The organism is Actinomadura sp. NPDC048032, assembly GCF_040653175.1.
GTDB classification, from domain to species: Bacteria; Actinomycetota; Actinomycetes; order Streptosporangiales; family Streptosporangiaceae; genus Spirillospora; species Spirillospora verrucosospora.
This window is the reverse complement of record NZ_JBEZJP010000115.1, coordinates 1-20,453: the sequence shown is the minus strand read 5'-3', so window position 1 is coordinate 20,453 and position 20,453 is coordinate 1. Positions and strand designations below refer to the sequence as shown.

The window sequence follows — 20,453 nt, the reverse complement described above, 5'->3', positions numbered from 1 at the left end:
GCGAGAACTGCGGGGCGCGGCGGTTCAGCGTCCAGTCCCCGACCTCGCGCGCCTTGTAGGCGACGGGGTCGTGGAGCGTGTGGGTGCGCAGGTTGCGCCAGTGCCGGTCGAAGCCGTAGTCGCTGGTGGTCGCCCGTGCGCCCTGGATCTCGAACAGCCGGGACGCCGCCCCGAGCGCGACCTTCGTCGTCAGGTACTTGGCCTCGTAGACGGCGACGGCGGCCTCGGCGCGCTCCTCCTCGGTGAGCGACGGGCCGGTGTCCAGGGCCGCCTGGAGCGCCTCGCCCGCCCGGTCGGCGAGCAGGGCGGCGGCGCGGATCTCGCTCCGCAGCTCGCCCACGGTCTGCAGAACGTAAGGGTCGTCGGTGGCGCCGTCCACGCCCGATGTCTCCCACGGGGCCGCGTGCAGGCGCGTCCAGTCGAGGGCCTCTCGGAGCGCGCCCTCGGCCGTCCCGATGTAGAAGTTGACGAACGCGAGCTGCCAGTGCGGTGTGACGAGCGTCTGGTACGGGCTGAGCTCCCGGCCGGTGAGCGGATCGGGCCCGAGGATCTCCGAGCGCTCGACGCGGGTCCCGTCGAACTCGACGCCGCCGGAGTCGGTGAGGCGCTGGCCGATGTTGTCCCAGTCGCCCAGGGCGCGAAAGCCCGCGCGCCCTCCCGGCAGCGAGACGAAGACCAGTTCGCCCTCGTAGGAGGCGGTCACCGACAGCTGGTCGCCGAGGCTCGCACCGGACGCGAACGAGCGGCGCCCGTCGAGCCTGAAGCCGTCCCCGTCGCGGGTGAGGACGATGCCGGAGCCGCCGCGCGGGTTCTGCACACCGCCCCAGAAGAGCTTCTCCTCGCCGTTGCGGCGGGAGAGCGCGTCGGCCTGCTCCGGCGTGCCGAACAGCGGCGCGATGCGGGTCTGGGCGTAGTGGTAGCCGATGAGGTGGGCGATGGAGGTGTCGCCGCGCGCGATCCGGCGGGTGATCAGGGACGCCTGTGCGTACGACAGGCCGTCGCCGCCGTACTCGACTGGTTCCTGGACCTGCAGGAGGTCGTGTGCGCGCAGCAGTTCGACCTCGGCGCGGGGAGTCCCGTTGGCGCGGTCGCGTTCGGCGGCGGTGGCGCGCAGCTCGGCGGAGACGAGGTCTGCGCGCTCCAGGGCCGCGGCGAAACGCTCGTCCCGGCTCTGCTGCTCGGTAGCGGTCTGCTGCTCGTTGGCGGTCTGCTGTTCGGTGTCGACGGACATGCTGCTGTGTCTCCTCAAGGGGGCTGCGGACGGGTCGTGGACGCGGCGTCGCGACACAACGCGCTGCAGGTCCTCTGCAGGTCGATGTGGCGGCGGCGGACGAGGCGCATGACCGCGTCAGGACCCGGTGCGCGCCGGCTCGCCGCGGTCGGCGTCCGCGGCCTCGAGCTCGCGCACCAGCGGCAGGACGCGCTTGCCGAAGTACTCGACGTCCTCCAGGTAGTGCAGGAAGCCGAGCAGGAAGAGGTCCACACCGAGGCGCTTGTAGGCGACGATGCGCTCGGCGATCTGCTCGGGCGTGCCGATCAGCCCGGTGCGGAAGCCGTCGTTGTACTGCACCAGATCGGCGAACTCTGAGTCCTGCCACATGCCCTTGCCGTCGGACGTCGACCGCCCGGCCTGCCTGACCGCGGTCCCGAAGCCCTCGACGGCGTCCCGGTCGGCCTTGGCGACGATCTCGCGCAGCACCTCGCGCGCCTCGGCCTCGGTGTCCCGAGCGATCAGGAACCCGTTCAGGCCGAACCGCACCCGCCGTCCGTGCAGCGCGGCCTCCGCGCGCACCTCGGTGATCTGCTCGGTCACGCCGTCGAAGTCCCTGCCGTTGCTGAAGTACCAGTCGGAGACCCGACCTGCCATCCGCCGGGCGCTGGTGGAGTTGCCGCCCTGGAAGATCTCCGGGTGCGGGCGGCCGGGGCTCTCGACCGGCTTGGGTCGCAGGTCGAAGTCGTGCAGGCGGTAGAAGTCGCCGCGGAACTCGGCGTGCTCGGACGTCCAGATCTCCCGCAGCACCCGGATGAACTCCTCACTGCGCCGGTAGCGTTCGTCGTGCTCCAGCCACGGTTCTCCGAGCTTGGTGAACTCGTCCTTGAACCAGCCGCTGACGACGTTCACCGCGGCCCGTCCGCCCGAGAGCTGGTCGGCCGTCGCGACGAACTTGGCGAGCACGCCGGGCTGCCACAGCCCCGGGTGGATCGCCGCGATCACCTTCAGCCGCTCGGTGGCGAGCAGCAGCGCGAGGCTGAACGCGGTCGACTCGTGCTGGTAGGCGGCGCCGTAGGACGCGATGTAGCGCACCTGGCTGAGCGCATACTCGAAACCGTTCTCCTCCGCCAGGACGGCGAGCTTCCGGTTGTAGTCGTATCACCAGTCCGTGCGCTGCTCGATCTTGCTCACGACCAGGCCGCCGCTCACGTTCGGCACCCAGTAGGCGAACTTCACCGGCTCGGCGGGACTGTTGTCGATATTTCCTACTGACATAGTTGAGATTATGGAGTCCCGTCCCCCCGCCGGTCAATGCGGCGCTGGTGACGGGCCGAGAGGGACCTGTCACCGGCCGGCGCCCGCCCGCGGACCTTCAGTGGCGGCGGCGTTCTGCGGGCTCCAGGAGGAGGACCTCCAGTGCCTGCGCGCAGGATTGGGCGTGCGCCAGGAACCAGGGGATGCGCGTGTCGGTGATGACCTCGGGAGTGGAGCGCAGCGCGAGCGCGTAGCGGACGTACCCGGCGCGGTCGAGCAGCGGCACGGCCAGCGTGCGCACGCCCTCCGCCGACTCTCCGTCGTTCATGGCGTGGCCGGCGGCCCGGACCTTCTCGATCTCCGCGCGCAGCAGGCCCACGTCGGCGATCGTCCGGTCGGTCAGGGGCCGGAGCGGGCCCAGCTCGGCCAGGTCGTCCTCGCCGGGAGGCGCCCAGGCCAGCAGCACCTTGCCCAGGGCCGTGGAGTACAGGGGCCGGCGCAGGCCGATGCCCGTGTCGGTGCGGCGCACGGTCCCGCCGGCCAGCAGCAGGGCTTGGTCGCCGCTGCGGATCGCGAGGTCGGCGGTCGCGCCCGTGAGCCGGGTCAGGTGGTCGAGTTCGGGCGCGGCGCGGTGAAGCCCGTGCTGGTGGTAGGAGAGCAGGCCGAGTTCGGTGACCGAGTGGCCGATGCGGTAGCGGGCGGTCACCGCGTCCTGCGCGAGGAAGCCGGACGAGGTGAGCGTCCGGGCGAGCCGGTGGGCGGTCGAGGTGCTCAGCCCGAGGCGCCGGGCGATGTCGGACGCGGTGAGCGCGGTACCGCCGTCCCGGAAGCACAGCAGGACCTCGAGCGCGCGCAGCACCGTCTGGCTGCCCGGCGCGCGGTTCGTCGTCGGCATCGAAGACCTCCGATCGGGGGCCCACGATGCAGTAATCCTGACCGGAGCCGTCGATTGGCGAACACCCTGGCCAGGACGCTGATCGACCAGGAAGTTTCCCATCATGTGAAATCCATGTTGAGTTGGTAGGTTTTACCGAGAATACTCCCGGCCATGGTCACCACGCATCCTGCGAACCTGTGGTTCACCCGCTGTCCCGTCCCCACCGCGACCGGCATCGCCGCCGACCGGGGATGGCTGGCGGACGAGTTCGCCGCCGACGGGATCGCGGTCCGCTCGCTGCAGGACGCGGGCACCGAGGACGTCCGCGGGGAGCACTACCGGCACCGGCTCGCCACACTCGTCCGGGAGGGTGGGAACGTTCCCGCCCTGTGGGCCAGGTCGAACGGCGCGCCCACACGGCTGATCGGGCTCACCTGGTTCGAGGAGCGGCAGGTCATCGCCGTCCGGCCGGGCTCGGGCATCACCGAGCCCGGGGACCTGAAGGGCCGGCGGCTGGCCGTCCCGCGGCGCGCCATCGAGATCGACTTCTGGCGGGCCATGGCGCTGCGCGGCTTCGACGGGGCGCTGCGCCAGGCCGGGCTGACGCTGTCCGACGCCGAGCGGGTCGAACTCGACGGCGACGCCCTGCCGGGGCAGTGGGAGGCGGAACTGGCCGCCCTGCGGGACGGGCGGGTCGACGCCGTCTACACGAAGGGCGCGGTGGCCGTGGAGACCGCGGCCCGCTACGGCGCCGAGGTCGGCATCGACCTCGACTCGCTCCCGGACCGGCGGGCGCGGGTCAACAACGGCACGCCCCGTCCGATCACCGTCGCTCAGCGGCTGCTGGACGACCATCCGGACCTGGTCGTGCGGTTCCTCGCGGTCCTGCTGGGCGCGGCGGACTGGGCCCACGACCACCCGGAGGAGCTGGCCCGGGTCCTGCAGGCCGAGACCGGGTCCGGCCCGGCCGGAGTGGCCGGAGCCTACGGCGCGGGTTACCACCGGAGGCTGCACGCGGAGCTCGGCGCCGACCGCCTCGACCTGCTGGCCGAGCAGGAGGACTTCCTGCGCCGGCACGGCTTCCACGACGCCCGGGTGGACGTGTCCGCCTGGGCCGATCCCACACCGCTGGCCGAGGCCCGCGGCCTCGTGCCGCGCCCCGCCTTCTCCCAGGAGTATTCATGACGCGCTTCCTCTCCCGCAGGCCCCTGCTCTCCGCGGGCGCCCTCGCGGTCCTGCTGGCCGTCGCGGGCTGCGGCGGCTCGGGCTCGAAGGCGGCCGCCGACGGGACGGTCGTCCTCCGGATCCCCGATCCCGGCAACTCCGGGGTGCTGGCGCTCGGCAAGAAGGACGGCAGCCTCGCCAAGGCTCTGTCGGCCGTCCACGCGAAGGTCGCCTGGACGGGGAGCACGGGACCGTTCGCCCCGGCCGCGCAGCAGATGAACGCCGGCCAGCTCGACTTCGCGCAGGGCTCGATCACCTCGGCGATCGCCGCACTGGCCCAGAAGCCGGGATTCGCGCTCTTCGCCCAGGTCGCGCCGGACAAGGCGGGCGAGGGCATCCTCGTCCACAGGGACTCGACGATCACCTCGGTGCAGGGCCTGGTCGGCAGGAAGGTCGCGGTCAACAAGGGCGGCACGGCGGAGTACCTGCTGCTCAAGGCGCTGGAGTCGGCGGGGGTGAAGCCGGACCGGGTCACCCGCGTCTACCTCAACCCGGCGCAGACGGCCCCGGTCTTCAACTCCGGGAAGGTCGACGCGTGGGCCGCGTGGGCCGCGTACACGATCCCGGAGATCGCGTCCACGGGAGCCCGCTTCCTGGTGAAGGGCGGAGAAATCGACTCGCAGAACTACTCGGTCTGGGCGGTCCGCGCCAAGTTCGCCGAGGAGCACCCGCAGGTCGTCAAGGCGTTCTACCGGTACGTGCACGACCAGGGTCTGCGGCAGATCCAGGACCCGGCCCCCTTCGTCAACGTGTTCACGAGGTCCGGGCCGCAGGCGGTGACTGGGACCGCCGAGCAGCTCACCATCGCCAACGTCCGCCAGGGCGCCGCCGCCGCGCCGATCGGCGCGGCGGACCTCGCGAACTTCGCCGCCGTCGCGCGGTTCTTCGCCGACCAGAAGATCACACCGACGGTGGTGGACGTGAAGCCGCACGTCCTGGACCTGGCAGAGGACGGATCATGACCACCGTCCCTGTCGGCCCGGCGCCCTCGGCCGGCCCGGCGGCGTACCCGGACCTGGTCGTGCCGCGCCCGCGGCTGCCGAAGCCGCGGCGCCGCGAGGTGACGCTCGCGCTGCGGACGCTCGGTCCGCTGGCGCTGCTCGGCGGCTGGTGGGCCGCCTCGGCCGCCGGCGTGCTCAGCCCCGACGTGCTCGCCTCCCCCGCGACGGTCCTCGGGGCCGCCGGGGAGCTGTGGTCGGACGGCCAGCTCACCGACGCGCTGCGCGTGTCGCTGACCCGCGCCGTGCTGGGACTGTCCTGCGGCCTCGCCGCCGGGCTGATGCTCGGGGTCGTCACCGGCTTCTCCCGGCTCGGTGAGGAACTGCTCGACTCGCCGTTGCAGCTGCTGCGCGCTCTGCCCTTCCTGTCGCTCGTCCCGCTGTTCATGGTGTGGTTCGGCATCGGGGAGACCGCCCGGATCGTCCTCATCGCCGTCGCCACCACGTTCCCGATGTACGTCTCGACGGCGGGCGGCGTCCGCAACGTCGACCGGCGGCTGCTGGAGGCGATGCGCTCCTTCGGGCTCCGCGGCTGGCCGCTGGTCCGCGAGGTCGTGCTGCCGGGGGCGCTCCCGTCACTGCTCGCGGGTTTCCGGCTGTCGATGACCCTCAGCGTCATCGCGCTCATCGCCGCCGAGGAGATCAACTCGACGTCCGGGATCGGCTACCTCATGACGCAGGCACAGAGCTTCTCCCGCACCGACATCCTCTCGCTCTGCGTCCTCATCTACGGGATCCTCGGGCTCCTCGCGGACCTCGTCGCCCGCGGCGCCGAACGGGTGCTGATGCCGTGGCGCCCGAGGGAGGCCGCCCGATGAGCGTCGCCGTGCACATCCGCGGCCTGCGCCGCGTCTTCGGGTCCCGCGCCGTCCTGGACGGCCTGGACCTCGACATCGAGCGGGGCGAGTTCGTGGCCCTGCTCGGAGCGAGCGGCACGGGCAAGACGACCCTGCTGCGAATTCTCGGGGCGCTCGACCGCCCCGACTCGGGAACCGTCCTCGTACCCGAGGCCCGGACGATCGTCTTCCAGGAGCCGCGGCTCGTCCCGTCCAAGCGGGCCCTCGGGAACGTGCTCGTCGGGCTGCCGCGCGGCGCCGCGTCACGCGAGCGCGGGCAGCGCGCCCTCGCCGAGGTCGGTCTGACCGAGCACGCGAACGCGTGGCCGCACACGCTGTCGGGCGGCGAGGCGCAGCGCGTGGCCCTCGCGCGGGCCCTCGTCCGCGAACCGGAGCTGCTGCTCCTGGACGAGCCGTTCGCCGCGCTCGACGCGCTGACACGGCTGCGCATGCAGGACCTCGTCGGCGACCTCGTCAGCACCCACCGGCCCGCCGTCCTGCTCGTCACGCACGACGTGGACGAGGCCGTGCGGCTCGCCGACCGGGTCGCCGTGCTCCGGGCCGGCGCGCTGATCACCGACGAGACCGTCGGCGCGCGGCACCCCCGCGACCCCGCCGACCCGGCCCTCACCGCCCTGCGCCGCCGCCTGCTGACCGATCTCGGCGTGCGCCTCCCCGAGGAGCCGGGCGGCGCCCCGGAGCCGGACGGCGTCCGGCAGCCGACGGAAGGAGCGATGCGATGACCCGCTTCCATGTGGTCGTCCCCACCCGCGTGCCGGAACGGTCGGCCCTGCCGGGCTTCGTCACCGACGTCCGGCCGCCGGCGCGCGGGCCCACCACGTCGAGATGCCCTTCCAACTGCGACACCTCGGCGTTGGAGAACACCTGGTGGACCAGATCGGTGTCGTCGGTGCCCTCCTGCGACGTCTCGGCCGCCTTCGCCAGCCGGGCCTCCCAGTCGGAGCAGTTCTCGGCGATCTCCACCAGGCCGATCGGCCGGCGGTCCGCCAGGCGGGCCTCCAGCCCGGACAGCGGCACCGGGGCGTACTCGCCGTCGCCGAGGTACATCAGGGCCGGCTGCAGCGGCATCTCCGCCCGGTGCAGCTTGATCAGCCGCTCCATGGTGCGCTTGGTGATCCAGTCCCGGCCCTCGTCGTCGATGTCGTGCTTCCACCACTCCAGGACCGTCTCGGCCGTCTCCCCGTAGGTCGAGATCAGCCACTCGTTGGCCGGGATGTCGTCCGGGTGGACCTCGTAGCTGATCGTGAACCGGCTGGCCTGGGCCACGTTGTTGGCGGCCACCATCAACTTGCGGCCCAGGTGGTAGGGAGGGTTCTGCAACGCCACCTGCGCCCGCAGGCCGGGGATCCGGCGGCCGGCGAGGGTCCACTCCTGAGTGATCTCCATGAGCCTGGCGAAGGCCGCCTTGTCCTTCGGCCGGTTGTACTCGTCCCAGATCAGCACCTTGGGCCTCGGGTCGAGCAGCGACCGGGCGAGCATGGCCTCCAGCGACCCGTCCGGGGTGGGCACCGGCACGCACAGGTCCTCGACGCTGGTGACCGGCAGCGAGAAGTAGACGGGCTCGTGGCCGGTCTCCTCCCGGGCGATCTGCTTGGTGATCTGCGTCTTGCCGCATCCCGGCGGGCCCTGCAGGAGCACCGCCCAGCGGTTGGCGATCGCGGCCCGCAGGATGCGGCGGACCGGGTCGGCGACGGTGGCGGGGTTGGCCGCCCCGACCGCCGCGGCGATGCCGTCGGGCACCTCCGCCGTGCGGTCCCGGCCCGGCCGCCCGTCCCGGCCCTCCTCCGCCAGCGCCAGCCGGGCGCCGTTCTGGATCGGCAGTCCCCAGGCGAGCGGGAAGCCGGCGCGGGCGCAGTCCAGGACGTGCTGCAGGGTGCGCGGCGAGAGCAGGTGGCGCAGTTCCGGGCTGAGCCCGGCCCAGTCGCGGAACACCTCACGCAGATCCCAGCCGGGATACCGCTCGGCCAGCGCCTGCCGCCACGCGGTGTCGTTCGCGGTCAGCCGGATGGTGACCATCCGGTCGAGGATCGCCGGGTCGGACCGGCGGCCGGTGGTCTCCGCCAACGACTCGTTGTCGGTCAGGAACACCCCGACGCAGCCGAGCTCGCGCAGGTCGTACTCGCCCAGGCTCCAGTCGCAGGCGATCTGCATCAACTGGGACTGCACCGCGTTGCCGGCCTGCAGCGAGTCGTCGATGAGCAGCACGAACGGCTTGCCCGGGACGAGCTGCCGCATGACGAGCTGGCGCAGCGCCAGCTCCCCGCTGCGGTCGTCGCGCACCGGGGCGTTCACCAGCAGGTCATCGGGGGAGAGGTTGGCCGCGGGCACGACGACCAGGGCGGTGCCGGGAAAGCGCTTCGGCACGTACGAGACGAACGTGGAGGTCTTGCCGATGCCGTGCTCGCCGAAGATCTGCCCGGTCTGCTCGGTCGAGATCATCGCGTCGATGAACTTCTCCAGCCTCGTCGCGGGGCCGTGCTCCGGCGGGTCGGGATAGGTGGCGGTGGGTCTCCACCGCCGCCCCGCGGCGGTCACTGTTCGGCTCTCCTCGCTCATCGCCCGGACGTGACCCGGTGGCAGGCCATCGGAGGGTGGTGGTGGTCCGGCCAGTCGTCGCCGCCGTCGGTGATCAACCAGATCCAGCGGTCGGGGGCGGCCGGGGTGACGTGCGGCGCGCGACCGTCGGTCACCATGATGACCGCGTCGGGTTCGGTCTCGAACCGCCTGCCGTCGACCTCCAGCCGGCCCTCGGCGTAGTCGACGACGTTCTGGAAATCGGTGCCGCCTCCGCCCGCCACCCGCTCGCCGGGGACGAACGGCGTCACGACCCCGTCGAAGGCGAGCCAGTGGCTCTCCACCCCGTCGGTGCGGCCGACCAGGGTGGTCAGCCAGTCGACCACGTGGTCGGGCATCGAGCCCGACGTGTCGAAGGCGATGAGCACCACCTTCGTCCGCACCGGCCCCCGCCGGGCCAGCATCGGGGGGTGGCCGAGGGCCAGCATGACCGCGCCGTGCTTCTTCGGGTAGACCAGCCGTTCGCTCTCGCCCAGCTTCGAGGCGAGCACGTCGGCCAGCCACCGCTGCCACCAGTCGACCCGGCGGGTCCTCGGGGTGACGCCGCGCAGCCTGTCCAGGCCCAGGCTCCCCCACAGCCGCTCCAGCCGCTCCCCGCCGTCCGTCGTGCGGCCGGCCAGGTCGAGGAGTTCGCCGCGCGCCGCCGGATTCCCGCGCAGCGCGGCCCGCATCACCTCGCGCAGGACGTCGTCGCCGAGCCGCTCCACGGTCTCGGCGTCCAACGGGACCACCCGCCGCTCCGTTCGGTCGCCGTCGTGCGCCTCGCCAGAGCCGCCGGGGTCGTCGCCGGTCAGGTGGACGCAGTACGCCGTGACGGGTTCGGTGAGCGCCTTCATCCGGCGCAACTCGCCGTACACCGTGAGGTCGGTGTGGCTGAACTCGTCGTAGGGGAGCGGGGCCAGTCCCTGCCGGCGCAGGTCTTCCCGGTACGCCCCGTAGACCACGTCGGGGTCGACGCCGACCGGCTCCCGCTCCTCGCCGCCGGATGCCGTGCCCGCGGGAACCGTGCGCGCGGGAACCGTGGGCAGGGCGGACCGTCCCAGCCGGCGCAGGGCGACATGGTTGATGGACACTTCGGCGGCCATCGTGAACACCGGATCGGAACGCAGGTCCTCGTCCACGTAGAGGTGCCGGTGCATCAGATGCCGGGCCTCGTGGAACAGCACGAACCTGACGCCGTCGTAGTCCAGCTCCATGAAGAAGTACGGGTTGTAGAGCAGGGCGCAGCTTCCGTCGCCGGTGGCCATCACGGCGGCGGTGGGGATCGCGGTGGTCGGGATGTGGTGATGGCACTTGGCGTACAGCCAGGACGCCACCACGCTCTGCCCGGCGCCGAAGCCCAGCAGCACGGACTCCTTGCGCCGGCGGGCCTGCTCGACGATCTCACGGTCCGCGTCCTCCTCCGCCAGCAGCCGGCGCAGGTCCAGCGGACGGCGCCCTCGCCGGGGCCGGTGGCCCGGGCGGGCGGCGGCCCCGCCGACCGGATGGCGACCCGCGGAGCCGAGGTCGCCGGTCACGGCCTTTCCTCGTGAATGGCGCGCTCCCCTGCTTCGCGGGACATCTGGACGCGGGAACGATAGCGGGCCGGTAGGACGAAGCGAGGGCCGCGGCCGGCCGCGGCGGCGCGGCCGGGGGGAGGGGGACGGGCTCCGTGGTAAATCGGGTGATCCGGGCATCCCCGGTCCGCTGTACTTGATCGCATGAGCATGCCGGACGGGCCGCGGCTGGCCCGCTTCATCGACACGATGATCGACCTCGGGATCACCGGTCAGGTGTTCGGCGAGCACGGCATCGGCAAGACCTCCACGTTCTTCCACCACGTCCGGCGGCGCGAGGACACCGCGCTCGTGTACGTCCCGGCCGCGAACCTCACCCCCGACGACCTGCTCGTCAACGCGCCCGTCCGGCAGGACGGGGAGCTGGTGCTGCGGCAGCTCATCATGCGGCAGCTCAAACCGGGGAAGCCGTTCGTGCTGCTCATCGACGACTCGCTCCAGGCGGGCGCGACGATCCAGTCGCAGCTCATGCAGATCGCCTGCAACTGGACGCTCGGCGAGCACGACCTGCGCGCGCTCGGCTGCGTCGGGGTGTTCCTGACCGACAACGAGACGCTCGCCGAGACCGCCGCGCTCCGCACGGACCCGGCCGTCCTCGACCGGATGGCGACGCTGCGGGTCACCGCCGCCGACACCGCGTGGCGGGCCGCGCTGTCGCGCAGGTTCCGCGGCGTCGACCTCACCGGCGTGTTCCGGGTGTGGGCGTCGCTGCCCGCCGAGCTGCGCCGGCTGCTGTCGCCGCGCACGCTGGAGCACGTCCTCGACTGCGCGCTCGCCGGGCTGCCGCTCGCCTGGGGCCTGCCCCTCGTGGACGGGCGCCGCCTGCGGCTCGTCGCCTCGGACAAGAAGCGGGGAACCGACCAGGCCCCCGAGATCCTCGGCCGCGTCGCCGCCGAGCTGCGCCGAGCCGGGGCGGACGTCCCGGACCCGGCGCACGTCCCGGACGCCGTCCGCCGCGTCGTCCGCACGGCGATCGAGCGGCGCTGGGCCGTGCTCGTGCAGGGACCGCCCGGCTGCGGCAAGACGGAGGTGGTGAAGGAGGTGGTCCGGGACGAGCTCGGCACGGACCCGCTCTACTTCTCGCTGCCCGTCACCAGCGTGGAGGACCTGTGCGCGCCCGTCCCGACCCTGGACGGGACCCTCGACAACCTTCTGTCGGGCCCGTTCCTGGAGCCCGGTGACAAGGCCATCGTCTGGGACGAGTACAACCGCCCCAAGGACAAGGCCACTTTCGCCCGCCTCATGGAGGTCACGCAGGAGTGGTCCCTGGCCGGGCGGCGCATCACGGGTCTCCGCGCCCAGATCGCCTTGCAGAATCCTCCGTACTACCTGGGCCGCAAGCTGCTCGTGTCACGCAACACCATCGCGCAGGCGTCCCGCTTCACCGTCTCGCTGGAAATCGAGCCGGATGACATTCCGGCGAACGAATGGCTTATTTCCCGTTACGGTGCGGTGGCCGAAACCGTCCTGGAGTGGTGGAAGAACGACATCGACGACGAGGGGCGCCAGTGGATGACCAAGCGCACGCTGGAGCGCCTGATCCGCCTGCACGGCACCGGCCTGCCCCTGGACATCGGCAAGATGTACCTGGGCGACGGCGACTACGCGCCCGTGCCGCTCACCGCGCTCGAGGCGCGGCTCGCCCGCCGGCAGGTGACCGGCCTGCGCGAACTCGCCGCCGACCTGGACGTCTGGGCGGAGCGGCTCCGCGCGGCCGGGGACGAGGGCTCGGACGCGACCGACATCGTGCACCGGGTCTTCGCCAACGCCGAGCTGTCGCAGCTCCGCGAGCACGCGGAGGCCGCCGCCCGGCTGGCGCCGCTGCTGCCGCCCAAGCTGAAGGCCACCTACCTGTTCGGAGCCGAGCCGGACCGGCAGCGGTTTTGGACGGGCGTCTTCATGGGAGGTCTCCGAGGGGGATAGATCGGCAAACGTCCTCGCCACTGTCTGACTTGGCTAGAATCCGTCCGTCAGACGAGGCTTCCGCCGAGAGTGCGCATCTTTGTCCGGTCGCGATCTGTCCCCGCGAGGAAGCCCTTGCTCATCGTCTCGCCCTAAGGAGCCTGTGCATGCCCGTGGAATCGGAAAGGCCCGTCCCCGCGGCGAGCCCCGTGATCGGGGAGGCGGAGATCGAGGCGGCCGTCCGCGTGCTCCGCAGCGGCCGGGTCGTGCAGGGCCCCGAGGTCGCCGCGTTCGAGGAGGAGTTCTCCGCGCTCGTGGCGGGCCGCCACTGCGTCGCCGTCAACTCCGGGACCTCGGCGCTGCACCTGAGCATGATGGCGCTCGGCATCGGCCCCGGTGACGAGGTGATCGTCCCCTCGTTCACGTTCGCGGCCACGGCCAACGTCGTCCGCCTCGTCGGCGCCGAGCCCGTCTTCGTCGACATCGAGCCGGGCTCGTTCTGCGTCGACCCGGACGCCGTCGCCGCGGCGGTCGGCCCCCGCACCGCCGCCATCATGCCGGTGCACCTGTACGGGCACCCGGCGGCGATGGACCGCGTCGGCGCGATCGCCGAGCGGCACGGCCTCGCCGTCGTCGAGGACGCCTGCCAGGCGCACGGCGCCTCCCACGGCGGCGCCCCGGTGGGCGCGCTGGGCACGATCGGCTGCTTCAGCTTCTACCCGACCAAGAACATGCACGCCCTGGAGGGCGGCATGATCACCACCGCCGACGCGGAGACCGCCCGGACGCTGCGGCTGCTGCGCAACCAGGGCATGGAGAAGCGCTACGCCAACGAGATCGTCGGCGCCAACGTGCGGCTCACCGACGTCGCCGCGGCCATCGGCCGCGTGCAGCTCGGGCGGCTGCCCGGCTGGACCGAGCGCCGCATCGCCAACGCCCGGTTCCTCGACGCGAAGATCACCGGCGCCGCGGTGCCGCCGGTCGCGCCCGGCGTGCGGCACGTCTACCACCAGTACACCGTCCGCGTCTCCGGCGACCGGGACGCCTTCCAGCGGCGCCTCGAAGAGCGGCAGGTCGGCAGCGCCGTCTACTACCCGACGCCCGTCCACCGGCTCACGCCGTTCCTGAAGGACGGCGCCCCGGACCCGCGCTGGGACCTCCCCGAGACCGAGCGCGCGGCGGCCGAGGTGCTGTCGCTGCCGGTGCACCCGTCCCTCGCCGACGACGAGCTGGCGCGCGTGGCCGACGCGGTCAACACCGCCGGGGCCGCGTCGTGAGCGCGCCGCTGCGCGCGGGCCTCATCGGGCTCGGCGTGATGGGACGCAACCACGCCCGGGTCCTGTCCGGGCTGGACGGCGTCGACCTCGTCGGCATCGTCGACCCGGCCGGGCGGCCCGACGGCGCCCCGCACGGGGTGCCGATGATGGCCTCCCTCCAGGACCTGCTGGACGCCGGCGTCGACTACGCGGTGGTCGCCTGCCCGACGGCGCTGCACGAGGAGATCGGGCTCGCGCTCGCCGAGGGCGGCGTCGGCGCGCTGATCGAGAAGCCGCTCGCCGACTCGGTGGAGGCCGCCGAACGGCTCGTGGAGGCGTTCGAGTCGCGCGGTCTCGTGGCCGGGGTCGGCCACATCGAGCGCTACAACCCGGCGCTGCAGAGCTTGCGGACCCGGCTGGAGGCGGGCGAGCTGGGCGAGGTGTTCCAGGTCGTCACGCGCCGCCAGGGCCCGTTCCCGCACCGGATCGCCGACGTCGGCGTCGTCAAGGACCTCGCGACCCACGACATCGACCTGACCGGGTGGGTGACCGGCCAGGACTACGTGTCGGTGACGGCGCACACCGTGGCGCGCAGCGGCCGCCCGCACGAGGACATGGTCGCCGCCGTCGGGCGCCTGGCCGACGGCTCCATGGTCAACCACCTGGTGAACTGGCTGAGCCCGCTCAAGGAGCGCACCACCGTCGTCACCGGCGAGCGCGGCTGCTTCATCGCCGACACGCTCACCGCCGACCTCACGTTCTACGCCAACGGCGAGGTGAACACCGAGTGGGAGGCGCTGCGCGCGTTCCGCGGCGTCTCCGAGGGCGACATGATCCGATACGCGATCCCCAAGCGCGAGCCGCTGCTGGTCGAGCACGAGCGGTTCCGCGACGCGGTCCTCGCGGGCCCCGGCGGCGCCGCCCCGGGCGACGTCGTCACCCTGCGGCAGGGCCTGCGGACGGTCCGGGTGTCGGCCGCCGTCCTGAAGTCCGCCCGCCTCGGCGAGACGGTGACGCTGCACCCCGAGGAGGCCCTCGGTGCCGTCTGACGTGAGTGCCGGGGTTCCCGACGTCACCGTCGTGGTCGCGGTCTACAACACGATGCCGTACCTGACCGACTGCCTGAACTCGCTGGTCGGGCAGAGCATCGGCCCCGACCGCATGGAGGTCGTCGCGGTCGACGACGGCTCCACCGACGGCAGCGGCGCCGAGCTGGACCGTTTCGCCGAGCAGTACCCCGACGTCATCAGGGTGCTGCGCCAGCCGAACTCCGGCGGCCCGGCGGCCCCCAGCAACCGCGCGCTCGACCACGCGACCGGCCGCTACGTCTACTTCGTCGGCGCCGACGACTACCTGGGCCCCGAGGCGCTGGAGCGCATGGTCGCGGCGGCCGACGAGTGGGGCTCGGACGTCCTCGTCGGGAAGATGGAGGGCGTCAACGGGCGGGCCGTCCGGCGGCCCGAGCTCTTCGCCGAGAACCGCCCCGAGATCGACCTGTACGACTCGGTGCTGCCGTGGGTGCTGTCGAACTGCAAGCTGTTCAGCCGCGAGCTGGTGGAGCGGCACAAGCTGCGGTTCCACGAGCACATGCGGATCGGCAGCGACCAGCCGTTCACCCTGGAGGCGTGCGTGCGCGCCCGGCGGATCTCCGTCCTCGCCGACTACACCTGCTACTACGCGGTGCTGCGCGACGACGGCGGCAACATCACGCAGGGCGCCGTCCAGGTCCACACCCGGCTCGAATGCGCGGAGAGCCTGTTCGGCGTCGTCGCCGACCTGATCGAACCCGGTCCGAAGCGGGACGCGATCCTCAGGCGGCACGCCCGCTGGGAGCTGACGATGCCGACGCGGGAGGGGTTCCTCGAACTCGACCGCGCGACGCAGGAGGACGTCGCCGCCCGCGTCGGGAGCCTCGTCGAGCGGTACGTGACCGACGAGGTCCTCTACACGCTGCCCATCGTCCGCCGCGCCCGGCTCCGGTTGGCGCAGCTCGGCGAGGTCGACCTGCTGTGCGAGGCGATCCGGGACGGCGTCGCCGAGCGCCCCTACCTGATCGCGCTCAAGGACGGCCGCACCTACCTCGCCTACCAGGGCTTCGAGGACCCCCGCCTCGGACTGCCGGACGACCTGTTCGAGATCACCAAGGGGATGCGCAAGCGGCTCTCCCAGGAGGCGCGGACGGTCGCCGTGCGGCGCGACCGCGACACGGTGGAGATCACCGTCCGGACCCCGCTCACCGGCCCCGAGGCCGCCGACCCCGCGACCGCCCGGCTCGCGCTGGCCCCCCGCGGCGGCGGGAAGACCCTCGACCTCGACGAGTACACCACCCGCGAGGCGCGCGAGGACGGCCTGCACGTCACCGCCCGGATCCCGGCGGCGCTCACGGCGGCGTCCGGCGGCGGCCGGCACGCGCTGCGGCTCGTCGTGCGGGCGGCCGGGGAGACGCACGACCTCGCCGTGCCGCCGGGGGCGTCCGTGGTGCCCGGCCCGCGCGGCGAGCTCTTCTGGCACCGCGCCCGGCCCTACCGGCTGGGGGTCACCGGCGACGACCGGCACGGCACGATGATCGAGACACGTCCGGTACGTCCGGCCCAGGCCGTCGCCCAGCGGGTCCGGCGCGTGACGTCCCTTGGAGGTAGGTAGCACATGCGGATCTGCGTGGTCGCGCTCGGCAAGATCGGGCTTCCGCTCGCGGTGCAGTTCGCCCGCAAGGGCCACCGTGTGATCGGCGCCGACGTGGACGAACGCGTCGTGGCCGAGGTCAACGCCGGGCGCGAGCCGTTCCCCGGCGAGGCGGAGCTGGACGTCCACCTCGGCGAGGCGGTGCGGGCCGGGCTGCTCACGGCGACGACCGACACGGCGGCGGCGGTCGCCGAGTCCGAGGCGGTCGTCGTGGTCGTGCCCCTGTTCGTGGACGCGGAGGGCGTCCCGGACTTCGGCTGGATGGACGCCGCGACGCGCTCCATCGCGCAGGGCCTGCGACCCGGCACGCTCGTCAGCTACGAGACGACGCTGCCCGTCGGCACCACCCGGGACCGCTGGGCCCCGATGCTGGCGGAGGGCTCCGGCCTCACCGCGGGCGACGGCTTCCACCTGGTGTTCAGCCCGGAGCGCGTGCTGACCGGACGGGTGTTCGCCGACCTGCGCCGCTACCCCAAGCTCGTCGGCGGCGTCGACGAGGCGTCCGCCCGGCACGGCGTGGAGTTCTACGAGCAGGTCCTCGACTTCGACGAGCGGCCCGACCTCGACCGCCCGAACGGCGTCTGGGACCTCGGCTCCGCGGAGGCGGCGGAGCTCGCCAAGCTCGCCGAGACCACCTACCGGGACGTCAACATCGGCCTCGCCAACCAGTTCGCCCGCTACGCCGACGCGGCGGGCGTGGACGTCATGAAGGTCATCGAGGCCTGCAACACCCAGCCCTACAGCCACATCCACAAGCCGGGCATCGCCGTCGGCGGCCACTGCATCCCGGTGTATCCGCGGATGTACCTGTGGAACGACCCGGACGCGACCGTCGTCCGCGCCGCCCGCGAGGCCAACACGCGGATGCCCGAGTACGCCGTCGGCCTCCTCGCGGACGCCTACGGCGACCTGACCGGCGCCGGCGTCCTCGTTCTGGGCGCGGCGTACCGGGGCGGCGTCAAGGAGACGGCGTTCTCCGGCGTCTTCCCCACGGTGGAGGCGCTGCGGCGGCGGGGCGCCGTCCCGTACGTGTCCGACCCGATGTACACCGACGAGGAGCTGGAGGCCCTGGGCCTGCCGCCCCACCGAGGCGAGTCGGTCACGGCCGCGATCGTGCAGGCCGACCACGCCGCCTACCGCGAACTCGGCGCGGACGACCTGCCCGGGGTCAAGGCCCTGGTCGACGGCCGCCGCGTCACCGACGCCTCCCGCTGGCCCGGCGTGCACCGCGTCGTCATCGGCGCCCCGGACGCCCGGACCGGTTCCTAGCCGCCTCGCTGACCGCTCGGGCCGGACCGCGCAAGCGCCCCGGCCGACCGCAACTGGAGAATCGAATGCAAATCGAAGACGGGACGGTTCCCGGCGCGTCGTCGCGCGGCCGCGTCGTCATGCTCGTCGACAACGATGTCGTGCGCGACTCCCGGGTGCAGAAGGCCGCGAAGTCGATGTCCGAGGCGGGCTGGGAGGTGCACCTGCTCGGCTGCACCGGGGCCAAGAAGCGCCGCTCCTGGAAGATCGGCGAAGCCCGCGTCCGCCTCCTGCCGATCCAGCACGTGCTGATCCGCAACCGGCACGGCGTCCTGCGCGCCACGCTGCGCCGTCCGCTCGCGTACGGGCACCCGAAGGTGGCGGACTACCGGCGGCGGCTCGTGCAGTCCCGGCGGGCCGACCTCGCCGCCGCGCGCCTCGACCGCGGGTCCCGGGGCCCGGCGCGCAAGGCGTGGCTGATGGCGCGGCGGGTCACGGCGAAGGCGCAGTCGCGGTGGGTCGCGCTGCGGGTCCGGCAGACGGAGTCGCTCACCGCGGCCCGCGCCGACCCGCGCGCGCCGATGGAGCGGCTCGCGATCAACTTCTGGCTGAAGGTCCTCGGCGACCGGGCCTGGCGCGTCCTCGACCGCAACCTGTGGGACTGGGACAGCACGTACGGCAAGGTCATCGACAAGCTCGAACCCGACATCATCCACGCCAACGACTTCCGCATGCTCGGCGTCGCGGCGCGCTCGGTGCGGCGGGCCCGCGCGAAGGGCCGGACGGTGAAGCTCGTCTGGGACGCGCACGAGTTCCTGCCGGGCATCCGGCCGTGGGGCGCCGGGCCGCGCTGGCTGCCCGCCATGATCGCGCACGAGCGCGAGTACGCGGGCGACGCCGACGCCGTGGTGACCGTCTCGGCGGCGCTCGGCGACCGGCTGATGGAGGGCCACGGCCTGCGCGAGCGGCCGACCGTCGTGCTCAACGCGCCGATCACCGAGGGCGAGCCGAGCACCTCCGACCCCGTCCCGGACATGCGGGAGATGTGCGGTGTCGGCCCCGACACCCCGATCGCGGTCTACAGCGGCAGCGCCTCCGTGCAGCGCGGCCTGGACATCATGATCGACGCGCTGCCGCGGCTGCCCCGGCTGCACGTCGCCCTGATCGTCTCCTCGGCGCGGTCCGACTACGTCCGCGGCCTGGTCGCCCGCGCCGCCGAACTCGGCGTCGCCGACCGCGTCCACACGCTGCCGTACGTGCCGTTCGACCAGGTCGTCCCGTTCCTGGCGGCGGCCGACATCGGCGTGATCCCGATCCACCACTGGCCCAACCACGAGATCGCGCTGATCACGAAGTTCTTCGAGTACTCGCACGCGCGGCTGCCGATCATCGTGAGCGACGTGCAGGCGATGGGCGACATGGTGAAGTCCACCGGGCAGGGCGAGGTCTTCCACGCCGAGGACCTCGACGACTACGTGCGGGCGGTCGAGGCCGTCCTCGGCGACCCGGGGCGGTACCGCGCCGTGTACGACGACAGGCCCGACCTGCTGCACGAGTGGACGTGGGAGGCGCAGGCCGAGGTGCTGGACGGCGTCTACGCCAGGCTGCTGCCGTCCGCCGCCAAACCGGCCCCGGGCGCGCCCGCGGCCGGGTCCGACGGCCACCTCATCGGCGCCCAGGACTGACGGTGGCGGCGGACAGGAGCGGCGACCGGGACGTGGCCGTCGTCACCCCCTGGTATCCGAACCCGAAGCAGGAGTGGGCCGGCGCCTTCGTCCAGTCGATGGTGGCGGCGACGGCCCCGGGCTGCGGCGACGTCACCGTCTACCACACCGAGGCGTGGCTGATGCGGCAGCCGGCGGAGGAGGTCGAGGCGGCGCGCGAGGCGCACCGGCGCCTCCTGCCGGTCGCGCTGCACCCCGCGCCCGACGTCGCGGGCTCGCAGCTGGTGCGCGTCCCGGTGCCGACGGTGCCCGACTACACCTTCGCCGAACTCGCCGTGCAGCACGCGCGGTGGCTGCGCGAGGCGCTGGGCGGCGAGCCGATCCCGGCGCCCGTCGTCCACGCGCACGTGGGGCTGCGCGGCGGCTGGACGGCGCTGGAGAACGCCCGCCCCGACGCGCGGGTGTTCGTCACCGAGCACGCGTCCTTCCTGGACAAGGTCCTGGAGCAGCCCGACTCGCGGGAGATGTACGAGCGGGTCCTGGAGCGCTGCACCGGCTTCCTCGTGGTCACCGACGTGCTGCGGGACACGCTCGCCGAGGCGTTCCCGGCGCTCGCCCACAAGATCGAGATGATCTCCAACCCGATCTCGTTCGGGGAGCCGCGCGAGCGTCCCGTGACCGAGCTGCGGCGCTGGCTGTACGTCGGCACCCTGGTCGAGCGCAAGGGCGTGGGCTGGCTGCTGGAGGCGTTCGCCGAGTGCCTCGCCGAGGATCCCGCGCTGACGCTGACCGTGGCCGGGCCCGGCGTGCTCGCCCGGCAGCTTCAGGAACGGGCCGCCGAGCTGGGCGTGGACCACGCGGTGTCGTTCCTCGGCGCGGTCGCCCCCGACGAGGCCGCGCGGCTCATGCGCGAGCACGACCTGCTCGTCCACCCCGCCCGCTGGGAGACCTTCGGCGTGACGATCATCGAGGCGGTGGCGGCCGGGCTGCCGGTGCTCGTCACCCGCTGCGGCGGACCGGAGCGGACCCTGGCCGGCATAGAAGCCGCCGCGGGGGAGATGATCGACGTCGAGGAGAACGCGAGCTCGATCGTCAACGGGTACCGCCGCCTGCGCGACCGCTTCCCGGACGGTCTCGACCTGCCGAAG

The 20,453-nt window shown here is 73.0% G+C and carries 15 protein-coding genes and 1 pseudogene; 11 read left to right on the top strand and 5 right to left on the bottom strand.

The features are described 5' to 3' along the window. The 3 genes and pseudogenes from AB0C69_RS17720 to AB0C69_RS17710 all read right to left on the bottom strand — a co-directional run. Positions 1-1,231, bottom strand: a 1,231-nt coding sequence (locus AB0C69_RS17720; RefSeq protein ID WP_360354572.1) for an acyl-CoA dehydrogenase family protein, incomplete at its 3' end; no start/stop codon positions are given. 117 nt (positions 1,232-1,348) lie between these two features. Continuing rightward, a pseudogene (gene sfnG / locus AB0C69_RS17715) lies at positions 1,349-2,359 on the bottom strand (dimethylsulfone monooxygenase SfnG); the annotation flags it as partial. Positions 2,360-2,585: 226 nt separating this feature from the next. Next, positions 2,586-3,362 carry an IclR family transcriptional regulator gene (locus AB0C69_RS17710; protein ID WP_345173929.1) on the bottom strand — a complete coding sequence of 259 codons (777 nt, stop codon included), beginning with the start codon at positions 3,360-3,362 and terminating at the stop codon, positions 2,586-2,588. A gap of 153 nt (positions 3,363-3,515) precedes the next feature. Between AB0C69_RS17710 and AB0C69_RS17705 the strand changes: the two genes are divergently transcribed. The 4 genes from AB0C69_RS17705 to AB0C69_RS17690 are packed head-to-tail and all read left to right on the top strand — an operon-like array spanning position 3,516 to position 7,145. After that, positions 3,516-4,529, top strand: a complete 1,014-nt coding sequence (locus AB0C69_RS17705) for an ABC transporter substrate-binding protein (RefSeq protein ID WP_360354569.1) — start codon at positions 3,516-3,518, stop codon at positions 4,527-4,529. Then, a complete protein-coding gene (locus tag AB0C69_RS17700; RefSeq protein ID WP_360354567.1) occupies positions 4,526-5,530 on the top strand; it encodes an NrtA/SsuA/CpmA family ABC transporter substrate-binding protein in 1,005 nt (334 codons plus the stop codon). The genes AB0C69_RS17705 and AB0C69_RS17700 overlap by 4 nt, the downstream gene beginning before the upstream one ends. Beyond that, entirely contained in the window at positions 5,527-6,384 is an 858-nt protein-coding gene (locus AB0C69_RS17695; RefSeq protein WP_360354565.1) for an ABC transporter permease, read from the top strand. Before AB0C69_RS17700 ends, AB0C69_RS17695 begins: the two co-directional genes overlap by 4 nt. Further along, on the top strand, positions 6,381-7,145 hold the full coding sequence (locus tag AB0C69_RS17690) for an ABC transporter ATP-binding protein (protein ID WP_360354562.1): 765 nt from the start codon (positions 6,381-6,383) through the stop codon (positions 7,143-7,145). Before AB0C69_RS17695 ends, AB0C69_RS17690 begins: the two co-directional genes overlap by 4 nt. Here the strand turns inward: AB0C69_RS17690 and AB0C69_RS17685 are convergent. After that, positions 7,030-8,979, bottom strand: a complete 1,950-nt coding sequence (locus AB0C69_RS17685) for an ATP-binding protein (protein WP_360354560.1) — start codon at positions 8,977-8,979, stop codon at positions 7,030-7,032. The two genes, AB0C69_RS17690 and AB0C69_RS17685, sit on opposite strands and share 116 nt — an antisense overlap. Beyond that, positions 8,976-10,514 (bottom strand): hypothetical protein, encoded by a 1,539-nt coding sequence (locus AB0C69_RS17680; RefSeq protein WP_360354558.1) that lies wholly within the window; start codon positions 10,512-10,514, stop codon positions 8,976-8,978. The genes AB0C69_RS17685 and AB0C69_RS17680 overlap by 4 nt, the downstream gene beginning before the upstream one ends. A 183-nt stretch (positions 10,515-10,697) precedes the next feature. On the opposite strand from AB0C69_RS17680, the gene AB0C69_RS17675 reads away from it, so the two are divergent. From AB0C69_RS17675 to AB0C69_RS17645, 7 genes are all read left to right on the top strand, one after another. Continuing rightward, positions 10,698-12,476 carry an AAA family ATPase gene (locus AB0C69_RS17675; protein WP_345182883.1) on the top strand — a complete coding sequence of 593 codons (1,779 nt, stop codon included), beginning with the start codon at positions 10,698-10,700 and terminating at the stop codon, positions 12,474-12,476. Positions 12,477-12,622: 146 nt separating this feature from the next. Then, on the top strand, positions 12,623-13,732 hold the full coding sequence (locus AB0C69_RS17670; RefSeq protein ID WP_353831075.1) for an aminotransferase class I/II-fold pyridoxal phosphate-dependent enzyme: 1,110 nt from the start codon (positions 12,623-12,625) through the stop codon (positions 13,730-13,732). Beyond that, positions 13,729-14,760 carry a Gfo/Idh/MocA family oxidoreductase gene (locus tag AB0C69_RS17665; RefSeq protein ID WP_360354554.1) on the top strand — a complete coding sequence of 344 codons (1,032 nt, stop codon included), beginning with the start codon at positions 13,729-13,731 and terminating at the stop codon, positions 14,758-14,760. Before AB0C69_RS17670 ends, AB0C69_RS17665 begins: the two co-directional genes overlap by 4 nt. Next, entirely contained in the window at positions 14,750-16,354 is a 1,605-nt protein-coding gene (locus tag AB0C69_RS17660) for a glycosyltransferase family 2 protein (RefSeq protein ID WP_360354551.1), read from the top strand. Before AB0C69_RS17665 ends, AB0C69_RS17660 begins: the two co-directional genes overlap by 11 nt. A gap of 3 nt (positions 16,355-16,357) precedes the next feature. After that, positions 16,358-17,662: a nucleotide sugar dehydrogenase gene (locus AB0C69_RS17655; RefSeq protein ID WP_345182888.1), complete on the top strand. Its 1,305-nt coding sequence runs from the start codon at positions 16,358-16,360 to the stop codon at positions 17,660-17,662. Between the two features lie 65 nt (positions 17,663-17,727). Further along, complete coding sequence (locus tag AB0C69_RS17650) at positions 17,728-19,326, top strand: glycosyltransferase family 4 protein (protein ID WP_360354547.1); 1,599 nt, start codon at positions 17,728-17,730, stop codon at positions 19,324-19,326. A 2-nt stretch (positions 19,327-19,328) separates the two neighbouring features. After that, a partial coding sequence (locus AB0C69_RS17645) for a glycosyltransferase family 4 protein (protein ID WP_360354544.1) occupies positions 19,329-20,453 on the top strand: 1,125 nt, incomplete at its 3' end.